Source organism: Hymenobacter segetis (assembly GCF_054776495.1).
This window is the reverse complement of the sequence record NZ_BAAHBV010000001.1, coordinates 752,436-766,188: the sequence shown is the minus strand read 5'-3', so window position 1 is coordinate 766,188 and position 13,753 is coordinate 752,436. Positions and strand designations below refer to the sequence as shown.

The 13,753-nt window shown below is 62.2% G+C and carries 11 protein-coding genes; 4 read left to right on the top strand and 7 right to left on the bottom strand.

Annotated features, from left to right (window positions below):
- Nucleotides 1–64 precede the first annotated feature (64 nt).
- From gatB to alaS, 5 genes are all read right to left on the bottom strand, one after another.
- Entirely contained in the window at nucleotides 65–1,519 is a 1,455-nt protein-coding gene (gatB, locus tag ACYU70_RS03325) for an Asp-tRNA(Asn)/Glu-tRNA(Gln) amidotransferase subunit GatB (protein ID WP_342300041.1), read from the bottom strand.
- A gap of 146 nt (nucleotides 1,520–1,665) precedes the next feature.
- The gene (locus ACYU70_RS03320; RefSeq protein WP_342300040.1) at nucleotides 1,666–2,520 is read right to left on the bottom strand and encodes an energy transducer TonB; all 855 of its coding nucleotides are present in this window, start codon (nucleotides 2,518–2,520) and stop codon (nucleotides 1,666–1,668) included.
- Nucleotides 2,521–2,615: 95 nt separating this feature from the next.
- Nucleotides 2,616–3,542: an SPFH domain-containing protein gene (locus ACYU70_RS03315; protein WP_342300039.1), complete on the bottom strand. Its 927-nt coding sequence runs from the start codon at nucleotides 3,540–3,542 to the stop codon at nucleotides 2,616–2,618.
- Between the two features lie 152 nt (nucleotides 3,543–3,694).
- Complete coding sequence (locus ACYU70_RS03310) at nucleotides 3,695–4,453, bottom strand: TonB family protein (protein WP_342300037.1); 759 nt, start codon at nucleotides 4,451–4,453, stop codon at nucleotides 3,695–3,697.
- Between the two features lie 133 nt (nucleotides 4,454–4,586).
- A complete protein-coding gene (alaS, locus tag ACYU70_RS03305; protein WP_460615884.1) occupies nucleotides 4,587–7,268 on the bottom strand; it encodes an alanine--tRNA ligase in 2,682 nt (893 codons plus the stop codon).
- Nucleotides 7,269–7,394: 126 nt separating this feature from the next.
- On the opposite strand from alaS, the gene ACYU70_RS03300 reads away from it, so the two are divergent.
- The 4 genes from ACYU70_RS03300 to ACYU70_RS03285 all read left to right on the top strand — a co-directional run bounded on the left by ACYU70_RS03300 (nucleotide 7,395) and on the right by ACYU70_RS03285 (nucleotide 12,372).
- Nucleotides 7,395–7,766 carry a MerR family transcriptional regulator gene (locus tag ACYU70_RS03300; RefSeq protein ID WP_342301469.1) on the top strand — a complete coding sequence of 124 codons (372 nt, stop codon included), beginning with the start codon at nucleotides 7,395–7,397 and terminating at the stop codon, nucleotides 7,764–7,766.
- Nucleotides 7,767–7,772: 6 nt separating this feature from the next.
- Entirely contained in the window at nucleotides 7,773–8,909 is a 1,137-nt protein-coding gene (dprA, locus tag ACYU70_RS03295; protein ID WP_342301467.1) for a DNA-processing protein DprA, read from the top strand.
- A gap of 68 nt (nucleotides 8,910–8,977) precedes the next feature.
- Nucleotides 8,978–11,458, top strand: a complete 2,481-nt coding sequence (locus tag ACYU70_RS03290; protein WP_342301465.1) for a T9SS type A sorting domain-containing protein — start codon at nucleotides 8,978–8,980, stop codon at nucleotides 11,456–11,458.
- Between the two features lie 98 nt (nucleotides 11,459–11,556).
- Entirely contained in the window at nucleotides 11,557–12,372 is an 816-nt protein-coding gene (locus ACYU70_RS03285; protein WP_342301463.1) for an aminotransferase class IV, read from the top strand.
- 21 nt (nucleotides 12,373–12,393) lie between these two features.
- Here ACYU70_RS03285 and ACYU70_RS03280 read toward each other — a convergent pair whose 3' ends face one another.
- Entirely contained in the window at nucleotides 12,394–12,888 is a 495-nt protein-coding gene (locus tag ACYU70_RS03280; RefSeq protein WP_342301461.1) for a hypothetical protein, read from the bottom strand.
- 28 nt (nucleotides 12,889–12,916) lie between these two features.
- Nucleotides 12,917–13,711 carry a thymidylate synthase gene (locus ACYU70_RS03275; RefSeq protein ID WP_342301459.1) on the bottom strand — a complete coding sequence of 265 codons (795 nt, stop codon included), beginning with the start codon at nucleotides 13,709–13,711 and terminating at the stop codon, nucleotides 12,917–12,919.
- Nucleotides 13,712–13,753 lie beyond the last annotated feature (42 nt).

Here is a 13,753-nt window from a genome sequence, read left to right as displayed (position 1 = left end):
TACTCGGTAGAGATGCTTCGACTGCGCTCAGCATGACGTTCTAGTCATTATTCTAGCTGACAAACTACCCGTCCAGCCCGGCGCGGAGCAGCTGGTTGGCCAGCTTGGGGTCGGCCTTGCCGCCGGTGAGCTTCATGAGTTCGCCCATGAACATGCCGGTAAGGGAATTTTTGCCGGCGCGGTACTCGGCTACTTTGGCGGGGTTAGCATCGAGCACCTGCTGCACGAGGCCGGCCAGCTCGCCGTTGTCGGCTTGCGTGAGCAGGCCCAGGCTTTCGGCCGCGCCGGTAGCGTTGGCGGTGGGGTGCTCCAGCAGGTGCGGAAACAACTGCTTACTGGCCACTGAATAGTTGATTTTGCCAGCGTCAATCAGGTCAATGATGCCGGCCAGCTGGGCGGCGTCAAGCGGGAAATCGGCCATGGTGAGGGCGCGCTCGTTGAGGTACGATTTCACGGGACCCATTACCCAGTTGGCCGCCGCTTTGGCGTTGGGCGTGAGGCGCGAGAGGTCGTCGAAAAACAGGGCCACTTCCTTCTGGTCGATGAGCACGGAGGCGTCGTAGTCGTTCAGGCCCAGCTCGCCCACGAAGCGCGAGTAGAGCTGCTGCGGCAGGGCCGGCAGCTCGGCGGCCACACGGTGCAGCCACTCGTCCGAAATCACCAGTGGCGGCAGGTCCGGCTCGGGGAAGTAGCGGTAGTCGTTGAGGGTTTCCTTGCTGCGCTGGCCGTTGGTGGTGCCGCTGGCAGCGTCGAAACCACGGGTTTCGCTGTCCACTTCCTCGCCGGCTTCGATGATGGCAATCTGCCGCTCGATTTCGTAGGCAATGGCGCGCTGCACGTTGCGGAAGGAGTTCATGTTCTTCACTTCCACCTTCATGCCGAACTGCTTGGCGTCCTTGAGCATCACCGAAATGTTGGCGTCGCAGCGCAGCGAGCCTTCCTCCATGTTACCGTCGCAGATGCCGAGGTACTCCACCAGCTTCTTGATTTCGGTGAGGTAGGCGTAGGCTTCGTCGCCGGTGCGGATGTCGGGCTCGCTCACGATTTCGATGAGCGGCACGCCGGCGCGGTTCAGGTCGACCAGGGTTTCGGTTTCGCCGGCCAGGTGCATCGATTTGCCGGCATCTTCCTCCATGTGAATGCGGGTGATGCCGATGCGCTTCAGCTCCTCGCCCACGCGCACTTCGAGGTGGCCGTCGTAGCAAATCGGGGTTTTGTCCTGGGTAATCTGGTAGCCCTTGGGTAGGTCGGGGTAAAAGTAGTTTTTGCGGGCAAACAGGTTGTCGCGCCGAATCTGGCAATTGGTGGCCAGGCCCATTTTCATGGCAAACTCCACGGCCGTGCGGTTCACCTTGGGCAAGGTGCCGGGGTGGCCGAGGGTGATGACCGACAGGTTGGTGTTGGGGGCAACGCCGTACTCGTTCTCATCGGAAGAGTACATCTTGCTGTGCGTGAGCAGCTGGGCGTGAACTTCCAGACCGATAACGGGCTGGTATTTGGCAAGGGTGGCTTCGTCCATATTCTGAAAAAACGCGGGGTCCTACTGGGTATTTAGCCTTAAAGGTAACGGGTAGGCAGAAGCCAGCCCGCATGATGGGTCCGCTGGCAGCCGTTTTTTGGCTTCGATGTGGTTGAATCGGCCAGTCCTAGAATGGTTGGCGGGGCTTAGCGGCGCATCCGGGGGCTGCCGTAGCCGCCATAATTCGGCTGGCGGGTGGGCGCTTCGAGGGTATAAAAAAGCGGCACCGTGAGGAAGCTGGTCATCACCTGCCCATCGCGCCGGCCGGGCACAAACTGGCGCTGGAGCTTGGTAACGGCCCGCAGCACGGCACTATTCAAAAAACCGGCCGTGGACTGCACCACGCGGGCGTTGGTGATGCGGCCGTCGGCGGCCACGGCCAGCTCTACGTCCACCTCGCGCCGCCAGCCATACTGCACCATATCGGGCAGGTGACGGGTGGCGCGGCGGGCGGCGGCCAGTTCCTGGCTGTTGAGGCGCACGGCCTTGTTGAGCTCCTTCAGCAGGCGCTCCTCGCCACCGGGGTACAGCGGCAGCTGCTCGTAGGCAAAATAGGGCACGGGGGAGCCGTTGGCGTCGTAGCAGATGCCCACGCCGCAGCGGCCATCCTGGCAATGCTCGCGCCGCTTGAGGGTACCGTCGGGGTAATAGGTGAGCAGGTCGCCGTGGCGCACGCCGCGCACGTAGTCTTCCTTGGTGCACATCTGGCCGTTCTCGTACCAGGTGGTGAGGCAGCCGTAGCGCACGCCCCGCGCCACGTTGAGGTACGGAATGTATTGCTTGAGCTTCCCCGACGGATAATACACCCGCGTAATACCGCTCAGGCTGTCGCGGAACGTGGTTTCGGCGCACAGCGCCGTGGTATCGGAGGCGGAAGAAGGCTGAAAATCGGGCGTAAAATAGCTGCTGATGGGATTGGGCGTAGCGGCCCGGGGCGCTTGCGCCCGGCCGGCCAACGGCCCCGCCAGCAAAAGCCCCAGATACAGTAACCGTGTTTTCACCAGACAAGAAAAAAGGGAGCTGAAGGCCCGGGAAACAGTCCCTCGCTCTCAACTCCCCGAAATTACGTACCGGCCGCCGAAACGGTGGCCCCAACTTACTTCAGCGGCTGCTGGAGCTGCTGCATGGCCATCATTTGCTGCAGGCTTTTGTTCATGCCTTCGTTCGAACCGTCGAGGAAGATGACGTTGCCCTGGCCTTGTTCGGCGAAATGCTTGATGGCCTCGGTCCACATTGAGAAATAGACCATCGCCGGGTCGAGGTTATTTTTGGTCATTTCCTCCACGGCGTGGGCCAGGCCCTTGGTCACTTCCTCGCGGAACAGCGCCACGCCCTGGCCGCGCAGCTGGGCCGCGATTTTCTCGGCCTCGGCCGCGATTTTGATGGCGTTGCCTTCGGCTTCGGCAGCCTTGGTTTTGGTGATGAGCAGGGCCTGGCCTTCGTTTTCGGCGGCGGCTTTGAGGTTGTTGCTGGCCACTACTTTGGCCATCGAGCGCATAATTTCCTCGTCGAAAGCAATGTCGTTGAGCTGCAAATCAATGAGGTGGTAGCCCCAGCTTTCGAGCGTAGCATCGAGTTGGTCCTTCACGTGGAGCACGATTTCGCCGCGCAGGCTCAGCACGGCCGCCTGCCGCTGCGTGGCCACAAAGGCCCGGATGCTGCCCTCCACGGTGCGCACCAGCGCCTGCATCAGGCTTTGCTCGTCCACAAACTTGAAGGCCACGTTTTTGATGGCTTCCTCGCTCTGGTCGAAGGCGGCGTAGACCAGCATGGCCTTGAAATTCACGTTGGCCTGGTCGACGGTGATGGCCTGGAAATTCAGCTCCAGCGAGCGGTTCTGAATGGAAATCCGCTTGTAGACCGCCTCAATGAATGGCAGCTTGAAGTTCAGTCCCGGCATCATGATGCGCCGGTATTTACCGAATACCGTGACCACCGCCACCGTGCCCTGCGGCACAATGACGTAGCACAGAAATAACGTGAGGCCAATGAGAATGAGCAGCGCGAGGGCAAAGGTGGACATGGCAGGAGCCAAAAAATGGTGAGTCGACGGTTCAAATGTAATAGTCGCAGCCAGTGTATCGCACTATGCGGCCGGGCATTACAGGACTTTCGCCGCCGTCCGTCAAATTTATCCGCGTCGGCCCATCTATTGGCGCAGAACTGCGCAGCGCCCTACTGCACCCTGAACGTGATAGGCACCGTGAACGACACTGCTACCGCCTGCCCGTCCTGCTGCCCCGGCGTGAAGGAGCGCAACTCGCGCACGGCCTGCAAGGCCGCCTGGTCGATGGACGGATATACCCCTTTCACAATCTTTATCTCGGCCACCTCCCCGCGCTTGGTCACCACAAACTTGACGAACACGCGCCCTTCGGCTTTGGCTTTAAGGGCATCGCGCGGGTATTTCACATTGTTGGAAATGGCCTGCACGATGGCCATAAAGCCGCCATCGCCCCGCGAATAGCGGGGCATGACTTCGTATTCAAAAAACGGCAGCAGTTGGCCTTCTGGTCCGTAGCATTCGCCGGTGCTCGTGCCGCTTTCGCCGTACTGGGCCCGCCGCTTTAATTGGCCGTTTTCGTAATAAAGACGCAGTTCGCCCAGCCGCTTGCCATGCGTGTACTCCTCACGCAAGCAGAGCTGTCCATTGGGCCACCAAGCTTCCGTAAGGCCGTCGAGGCGCTGGGTGCGCAGGTTTTCATAGTGGCTTTGGCGCAGCATCTGGCCGGCGAGGGTAAACTCGCGTACCACGCCGCGCACGCTGTCGGCGTATTCGATGTCGCGGCGGTAGCGGGCCCCGGTAGCGGTGGCAATTACGGCGTGCGTCGAGTCGAGCAGCTCGTGGCGAGTGGGTGGCACAGGTTGTTGCGCGGCGGCAGGAGCCGTTGCCAGGCTGGCCAGTATTGGCAGGGTGCTCCAAAACTTGGTCATGGGTGGTAGAAATTTAAGATTGGGAAAGTAGAAAATCAGCCTTAATACAGCACTGACAGCAATATCAGGAACGCCAAAGCGGCGGCTCCATTGCTTTGAGCCGCCGCTTTGGGCATTTGAATCAGTGGGGCTATTACAGTGCCGCCGTTACAGCCGATTCGGCCTTGGCAATAGCCGCCGCCAGCCCGGCCACGTTCTTGCCGCCGGCCGTGGCGAAGAACGGCTGTCCGCCGCCGCCGCCCTGGATTTCCTTAGCCAGCTCGCGCACCAGTGTGGTGGCGTTAAGCTTGCCGGCCTGGGCAATTTCGTCGGCCAGCATCACGGCCAGCTGCGGCTTGCCGTCTACCTCCGCGCCCAGCACCAGCACCAGGTTCGGCACGGCCTGGCGCAGGTTGAAGGCCAGGGTTTTCAGCGCGTCGGCGCTGCCGGCATGCACTTGGGCGGCCAGGAAATTCACGCCGTTCAGCTCCTTCACTTTGCCCACCAGCTGGTCTTTCTGCTGGTTGATATTCTGTTGCTCGAACTGCTCAATCTGCTTGCGCAGGCTGATGATTTCCTCGTTTTGCTTCTCGATGCTGGTGAGCAGGTGCTGGGGGTTACCCAGCGTCTCGCGCACCTGGTTCAGCAGGTCGAGCTGCTGGTCGACGTAGGCTTCGGCCCCAACACCCGTCACGGCTTCAATGCGGCGAACGCCGGCTCCCACGGCGCTTTCTCCCGTGATTTTGAGGTAGCCGATGGTGCCGGTATTGGGCACGTGCAGGCCGCCGCAAAGCTCCACCGAATAGTCGCGGTCGAAGGTGATGACGCGCACGAATTCGCCGTATTTTTCGCCAAACAAGGCCATGGCGCCCAGGGTTTTGGCCTCGGCAATGGGCACGTTGCGGCGCTCGTCGAGCGGGATTTGCTGGCGGATGCGGGCATTCACCAGCTGCTCAATTTCGCGCAGCTGGGCATCGGTCACTTTGGTGAAGTGCGAGAAGTCGAAGCGCAGCAGCTTCTCGTTCACGAGTGAGCCTTTCTGCTGCACGTGGCTGCCCAGCACCTCGCGCAGGGCGGCTTGCAGCAGGTGCGTGGCCGAGTGGTTCTGCCGAATCTGGGTGCGGCGGGCGGCGTCCGGGATGGTCAGGAAACTGGCCGTCAGGTCCTGCGGCAAGTCCAGCACGGTGTGCACGATGAGGTCGTTTTCCTTCTTCGTGTCAATCACGCGCACTTTGGAGAGCGGCGATTCCAGGTAGCCGGTGTCGCCCACCTGCCCGCCGCTTTCGGCATAGAAGGCGGTTTGGTCGAGCACCAGCTGGTACTCGGTTTTGCCCTTGGCCGTGGTCTTGCGGTAGCGCAGGATGTGCGCGGGGGCCTCGTCCAAATCGTAGCCCACGAAGGCCGGCTGCTCGTCCGAATCGGCCACCGTCACCCAGTCGCTCTGCTCGGTTTCCTGGGCGTTGCGGCTGCGGTTTTTCTGCTGCGCCAACTCCTTCTGGAAGCCTTCCTCGTCCACGGTCAGGCCCTTTTCGCGGGCGATGAGGGCCGTGAGGTCGAGCGGGAAGCCGAAGGTGTCGGACAGCTCAAACGCCGTTTTGCCATCAATCACGCCGCCGTTGGCGCGGGCGGTTTCTTCCAACGCATCGAGGCGGCGCAGGCCGGTTTCCAGCGTTTTCAGGAAGGCAATTTCCTCCTCCTCAATCACGCGCTGCACGAAAGCCGTCTGGGCTTTCAGCTCGGGGAAAATATTGCGCATCTGCTCAGCCAGCACGGGCACCAGCTTATACAGGAAGGGCTGTTTCTGATTGAGCGACGAGAAAGCGTAGCGCACGGCCCGGCGCAAAATGCGGCGAATGACGTAGCCGGCCTTCACGTTGCTGGGCAACTGGCCATCGGCAATGGTGAAGGCGATGGTGCGGATGTGGTCGGCAATGACGCGGATGGCGATGTCCGTTTTCTCGTTCTCCGTGGTGGGCTGGTCCGTCACCTTGGCGGGGGCGGTGCCGTGATACTCCACTCCTACTTCCTTGGCGATGAACTGGATGAGCGGCTGGAATACGTCGGTGTCGTAGTTCGACTTCACGCCCGACACAGCCATCATCAGGCGCTCGAAGCCCATGCCGGTGTCCACGCTCTGCTCGGGCAGCTTGATAAGCGACTTGTCAGCCAGGCGCTGGAATTCCATGAACACGTTGTTCCACACTTCCACCACCTGCGGGTGGTCGGCGTTCACCAGCTCGCGGCCGGGGGTAGCGGCGCGCTCCTCGTCGGAGCGCAGGTCGATGTGGATTTCGGTGCAGGGGCCGCAGGGACCGGTGTCGCCCATCTCCCAGAAGTTGTCCTTCTTGTTGCCGGGCAGAATGCGGTCGTCGGTGGTGTATTGGCGCCAGAGGTTCTGGGTTTCGGTGTCGGGGCCGGTGCCATCGGCTTTATCACCCTCGAAATAGGTGACGTAGAGGCGGTCTTTTTCCAGCTTGTACACTTCGGTCAGCAGCTCCCAGGCCCAAGCAATGGCATCGGTTTTGAAGTAGTCGCCGAACGACCAGTTACCCAGCATCTCGAACATGGTGTGGTGGTAGGTGTCGTAGCCTACTTCCTCCAAATCGTTGTGCTTGCCGCTCACGCGCAGGCACTTCTGGGTATCGGCAATGCGCTTGTAGGGCGCGGGCTTGTTGCCCAGGAAATAGTCCTTGAACGGGGCCATGCCCGAGTTAATGAACAGCAGCGTGGGGTCGTCCTTCACCACAATCGGGGCCGAGGGCACGATGTGGTGGCCTTTGGAAGCGAAGAAATCGAGAAACTGCTGGCGAACAGCGGAAGCGGTGGGGAGTGACATAGGAAGCACCAACCCGGAGTTGGCGAAAGATGAGAAACCGTTGGATTATCTCCACCAAATAAGCCCACCACTGCGCATAGCTGCGAATTTTAGGCTACTTTTCGGAGTATTTGCAAAGGTAGCCATATGCCCTATAAAGAGCGCAGCATTGAGAAACAGTACTTCACCATCGGCGAAGTAGCCGCCCAGTTCAAGGTGGCCGAGTCGCTGGTGCGCTTCTGGGAAACCGAGTTTGAGGAGCTGCGCCCCCGCCGCAGCAAGAAGGGCAACCGCCTCTATACCCCGCAGGACATCGAGGTTTTCCGCACCATCTACCATTTGGTGAAGGAGCGCGGCTACACCATCCCCGGCGCGCGCGACATGCTCAAGCAGAAAGGCCCGCAGCTCAAGGATAAGATTGACGTGGTGCAGAGTCTGGAGAAGGTGCGGGCGTTTCTGATGAGTTTGAAGAAGGAAGTGGAAGCGGCCGGCAAAGCCGACCCCGACGTTGCTGAATAGCCTTCCATGCCTGCTTCTACCAACGACACCCTTTTCCACGAGCTGGCCCTTACGCTATTACCCGGCATCGGCCCGCAACTCACGCGGCAGCTGATGAGCTACGGCGGCGCGGCCAAAAACGTGCTGATGATGCCGCCCGGCAAGCTGCGCCGCATTCCCGGCGTGGGCGATGCCACCATCAAAATCCTGACCGGGCCGGAGCGCGAAAAGGCGTTTCGCAAAGCGGAAGCCGACTTGAAGAAGGCCGAAAAGGATGGCGTCGAAATCCTGTTCTATACCAGCAAGCGCTTTCCCAGCCGCCTCAAGCTGATTCCCGACGCGCCGGCCATTCTCTACTATCAGGGCACCGCCGACCTCAACGCGCCCAAAACCGTGGCCCTCGTGGGCACCCGCCAGGCCACCGACTACGGCCGCGAGCAAACCGAGCGCATCATCGCCGGGCTACTGCCGCACCGGCCGCTGGTAGTGAGCGGCCTGGCCTACGGCATCGACATCATGGCGCACCGCGCTGCCCTGCAGGAAGGCCTCGAAACCGTGGGAGTGATGGCCACCGGGCTGGACATCATCTACCCCGCCGCGCACCGCAAAACCGCCGAGAAAATGCGCGAACAGGGCGGCCTGCTCACCGAATTTCCCTTTGGCACGCCGCCCGACCGCTACAACTTTCCGGCCCGCAACCGCATCATCGCCGGCCTGAGCGACGGCACCGTGGTGGTGGAAGCCGCCATCAAAGGAGGCGCGCTGATAACCGCCGAGCTGGCCCTGAGCTACGACCGCGACGTCCTGGCTGTGCCCGGCAACCTGGGCTCGGCTGCCTCGGCCGGCTGCAATGCCCTGATTCGGGACAACAAAGCTGCCCTTTACGCCGAGCCCCGCGACCTGGAGCAGCTCCTGAACTGGGACGCGGCCCTGCACCAGTCGGGCAAGTTCAAGCCCGTTTCCTCTTATTCAGCCACAGATTTCACGGTCGAGGAATTTGCCGTAATAACCGTGCTGGCGGCGGCACCCGGCCGCGAAATGCAAATGGACGAGCTGGCTTGGAAAGCCCAGATTGCCATTTATGCCGTAGCCTCGCTGCTGCTGGCCCTGGAGTTTCGGGGGGTGGTGCGGGCATTGCCGGGCAAGAAGTTTGGATTAATTTAGTAAAATATTCACCACCGAATACTCCATCAATCTCACATCATTATCCTTTCAAAATCACATTTTTCCTAATGAAAAAAAATCTACTTGTTGCGATTATTCTGCTCGTGGGCGGCGGCAGTAGCCAGCCGCTGGCGGCCCAGAGCCTGGACTTAGGCTTCACGCCGGCGTCCATTTACAGTCCGGGCACGGTGTATTCGGCGCTGGAACAGCCCGATGGTAAGCGCGTGGTGGTGGGCGGGTTCAGCCGGATTAACAGCGTAGCGACCAGCTTTTTGACGCGCCTCAACCCGAATGGTACGCAGGATGCAGCCTTCCAGCAGAATGTTGGCACCACTTCGCAAATGTTCCGGGTGGTGCGACAGAGCAATGGCCAGCTCCTGCTGACGGGTTTTGGCAGTCCCGTGACGGCGGGCGGCATCACCCGCAACGGCTTGTTGCGCCTCAATGCCGACGGCACCGCCGATGCGTCCCTCAACCCCGGCACCGGCCCCCAGATAAATGGCGCAGCCGGAGGCATTGATTACATGCTGCCGCTGCCCAATGGCCAGCTGCTGGTGGTGGGCTACTTCGACCATTTCAATGGCGCGACCACCAACTACATTGCCCGGCTCAACGCCACGGGCACGGTCGATGCAACGTTCAACGCGGGCACCGGGGCCAATGATGAAATCCTCACCGTGGTGCCCCTGGCCAACGGCAAGTTCCTGATTGGCGGTTTTTTCACCGCTTATAATGGCGTGACCTGCAACGGCCTGGCCCGACTAAACGCCGATGGCAGCTTTGACTCCACTTTCGATGCCCACCTCTCCCAGTACGATGCGGCCTACAACCTGGCCGTGCAAGCCGACGGCCGAATCCTGGCATCCGGCTACCTGAGCCCGCTGGGCGGCGCGGCCAACGGGCTCATGCGCTTGCTGCCTGATGGGGGCATCGATAATTCATTCACGCCACCCACTGAGCTCCAGGTGCCCTACTCCGTGTATTCCTTCTACGGCGATGCCATCGTGCTGCAGCCCGACGGCAAAATCCTGGTTAGCAGCACGCCAAGCAGCTCCGGGGTGACTCGCCTCAATACCAATGGCACCGTTGATGCCACTTTTCAGACCAGCACCGTCCCCAATACCCAGCCTTATTCGCTCACACTGCTGGCGAGCGGCGGGGTGATGGTGGGTGGCAGCTTCAACAGTTTTAGCGGAGTCATCGACCAGCCCCTCGTGCAGCTCACCAGCACCGGGGCCCTTGACACGTCGTTTCAGCCCCTGATTCAGTCACCGGGCGTCATCACCTCAATCGTGCGGCAGGCCGACGGCAAGCTGCTGGTGGGCGGAGGCTTTAACGAGATTAATGGCCAGACGGTGCGGCGGCTGGCGCGGTTCAATCCCAATGGCTCCCTCGACGGCAGCTTCGCCCTGAGTGCGCCTATTGTTTCCCCCGTTACGCGGCTGGCCCTGCAGCCCGACGGCCGGGTGCTGGTGGCCACCTTTGCGGCGGTGCAGCGCTACCAAGCCACCGGCAGCCTCGACAACAGCTTCAGCGCGCCAAGCGTGGCCGGCCGGTCCATTTCCCAGATGCTGCTTCAGCCCGACGGCCGCGTACTGGTGGGTAGCAACAACGCCAGTACTCTCAACAACAGCCTGTGGCGGCTGATGACTGATGGCTCGGCCGATGCGTCATTTGTGCCAACGCTGAGCTCGGGGCGCCTTGCTTATTTGCAGTCGCTGGCGCTACAGCCCGATGGCAAGCTGCTGATAGCCGGCAACTACACGCCCACAAGCGGAACTTCTTACCGAACCGTACTTCGCCTAGGCAGCACCGGCGCGCAGGATGCCAGCTTCGTCCAAACGCCCATTACCACCATTGCCGTCAATTCGGGCTTGAACGATATGGCCGTGCAGGCCGATGGCAAAGTAGTGGTCGGCGGGCTGTTTTCGGCCGTGGGCGGCACTTCCCGCAGCAGCCTGGCCCGCCTCAACTCCGACGGCACCCACGACACCGGCTTTACCCCGCCCGCCTTCAGTGGCACCGCGTATAAGCTGCTGGTGCAGCCCAACAACCGCATTCTGGTGGGCGGCTCGTTCACCGGTACCGGCCTGCCCGCCAACCTGGGCCGCCTGCTGCCCACCGGGGCCGCCGATGCCACATTTGCGGCCACTGCCGTGCCCAACAGCACCGTACGCGCCCTGCTGGTGCAGCCCGATGGCACCCTGATGGTGGGCGGCAGCTTCACCACCATCAACGGCCAGCCGGCCATGGCCCTGGCCCGCCTCACGGCCAGCAACGTGCTGCACGTGCAGGCCCCGCAGGCCGTGGCCGACCACACCGAAGCCTGGCCCGTGCCCGCTCACACCACTCTCACCGTGGCCCCCGACGCCAGCGCCCACCCTGAGGCCCTCGACCTGCTCGATGTGCTGGGCCGCACCGTGCGTCACCAGTCTTTCAACGGCATCGCCCCGGCCAATATGGCCATTGAAAATCTACCTGCCGGTAACTACGTGCTGCGCGTGACCTATGCCGAAGGCCTGGTGACCCGCCGCGTGCAGGTGCAATAAGTTACTCCGGTTGTCATCAGCCAAAAACGGACGGGCCCACGGGCTCGTCCGTTTTTTTTTGTGGGCCTGGGCCGGCGGCCGGCCCTACCTTGCGCCCCATGCTGCTGCTCAACAACCACCTGCTGCCCACCGCCGCCCTGCCCCTGCCCAACCGGGGCCTGGCCTTCGGCGATGGCTTTTTCGAAACCCTGATTTTCGCCGACAACCGCCTGCGCCTCGCCGCCGACCATTGCCAGCGCATGCACCGGGCCGCCGCCGCCCTCTACCTCACCCTGCCCCCCGCGCTCGCCACGCCAGAAGCCCTCGAAACCGCCCTGGCCCGCCTTGCCGCCGCCAGCCACCTGCCCGCCGCCCGCCTGCGCCTGCAGCTCTGGCGCGCCGGCGGCGGCCGCTACACCCCCAACACCGGGGCCACCGAATGGCTGGCTACCGCCGAATCCTTCGTGCCGGATGAAACGCCCATCGCCAAAGCCGATTTCGCGCTGGAAACCCATTCTATTTTCTCTCCCCTGAGCTTTTGCAAAGGCCCGCAGGCGTGGCTCTATGTGCGTGCCGCCCACGAGCGGCAGCAGCGCGGGCTGGATGAAATCATTCTTTGTGATGCTGGCGGACACGTAGCTGAGGCGGGTGCGGCGGCTATTTTCTGGGTGAAGGGTGAGGTGCTGTTCACGCCCGCGCTTGAAACCGGTTGCGTGGCGGGCGTGCGCCGGGCGCAGGTGCTCCGGGCGGCGCAGGCGGCAGGCATTCAGTGTTCCGAAGGGTTATTTGAGCCAGAAGCTCTTCTAGCAGCCGATGCCGTTTTCACGGCCAACGTGGCGGCCCTACGGGTGATTCGGCAAGTAGCCGACGCTACTTTCTCTGATTCGAGCCCGTTAATTGATGCTTTATGGAGCGCGCTGGCATCAACGGTTTGATGCAGCCCTATCGGCCGCCCATTATTGCTCAATAAAGCGCATGGGCACAATTAGCGAGTCCTGCGCCGATTTGGAACGCACGAAGCGCAAGGCCCCCAGCACCCGCAGCGCCTCGGCATCAAGAGCCTGAATGGCGCTGGGCGGGTAGGCGCTTTCGGGCAGGGCCAGCTCGCGCCGCATCACGCGGGGCGGCTGGCGCACCGAGCCATCGGGCCGCACCAGCACGCGCACCAATAGGCGGCCGGTGGGCAGCGGGGCCCTGGGTTGCGCGGCGGTGGGCTTGGCCCCGTCCGGGAATTTGGCGTGCTCCGATACGAAAGCGAAAAACTCCGTGCGGCCCGCCGCCAGCTTGCCGGGGTCGGCCTCGTGCCAGAAGCGCGGCAGGATGGGCGACTGCAGTTTTGCGGGAGCCTTCACCACCGGCAGGCGGCCCTGCGGCAGCATGGGGAAGCCCGGCGCGGCATATTGCGCCCGGGCCGGGCCGGCCGCCAGCAGCGCGCATCCCCCCAACATCATTCCCAGCGCGCCATTTCTCATGTGCCGCCTATACGGCTACCGGCGCTTTGATGGCCGGCCACGGCTCGTAGTTTTCCAGCTTGAAGTCTTCGTACTGAAACCCGAAAATATCCGTCACGGCCGGGTTGATGTGCATCTGGGGCAGCGGATGGGGCTCGCGCTCCAGCTGCAGGCGGGCTTGGTCGAGGTGGTTGCTGTAGAGGTGAGTGTCGCCGCCGGTCCAGATGAACTCGCCGGGTTGCAGGCCCGTCACCTGGGCCACCATGAGGGTGAGCAGCGCGTAGCTGGCAATGTTGAACGGCACGCCCAGAAACACGTCGGCCGAGCGCTGGTAGAGCTGGCACGAGAGCTTGCCATCGGCCACGTAGAACTGGAACAGGGCGTGGCAAGGCTGCAATTTCATCTCGGGCAATTCGGCCACGTTCCAGGCCGAAACGAGGATGCGGCGCGAGTCGGGCTGGGTCTTGAGCTGCTGGATAATCTGCGCAATCTGGTCGATGTGGCCACCGTGGCCGTCGGGCCAGGAGCGCCACTGGTGGCCGTACACGGGGCCGAGGTCGCCGTTGGCATCAGCCCACTCATCCCAGATTTTTACGCCGTGCTCCTTGAGGTAGGCAATGTTGGTATCGCCCTTGAGGAACCACAATAATTCGTGGATGATGCTCTTCAAATGCACCTTTTTGGTGGTCACCAGCGGGAAGCCCTCGGCCAAGTTGAACCGCATTTGCGGGCCGAAAATGGACACCGTGCCGGTGCCCGTGCGGTCGGTTTTCACGGTGCCGGTGTCGAGGATTTGGCGAAGCAGGGCTTGGTATTGGCGCATGGGGTGGGGACGTAACGGTGCCCTCAAAAATAAAGAAAGCTG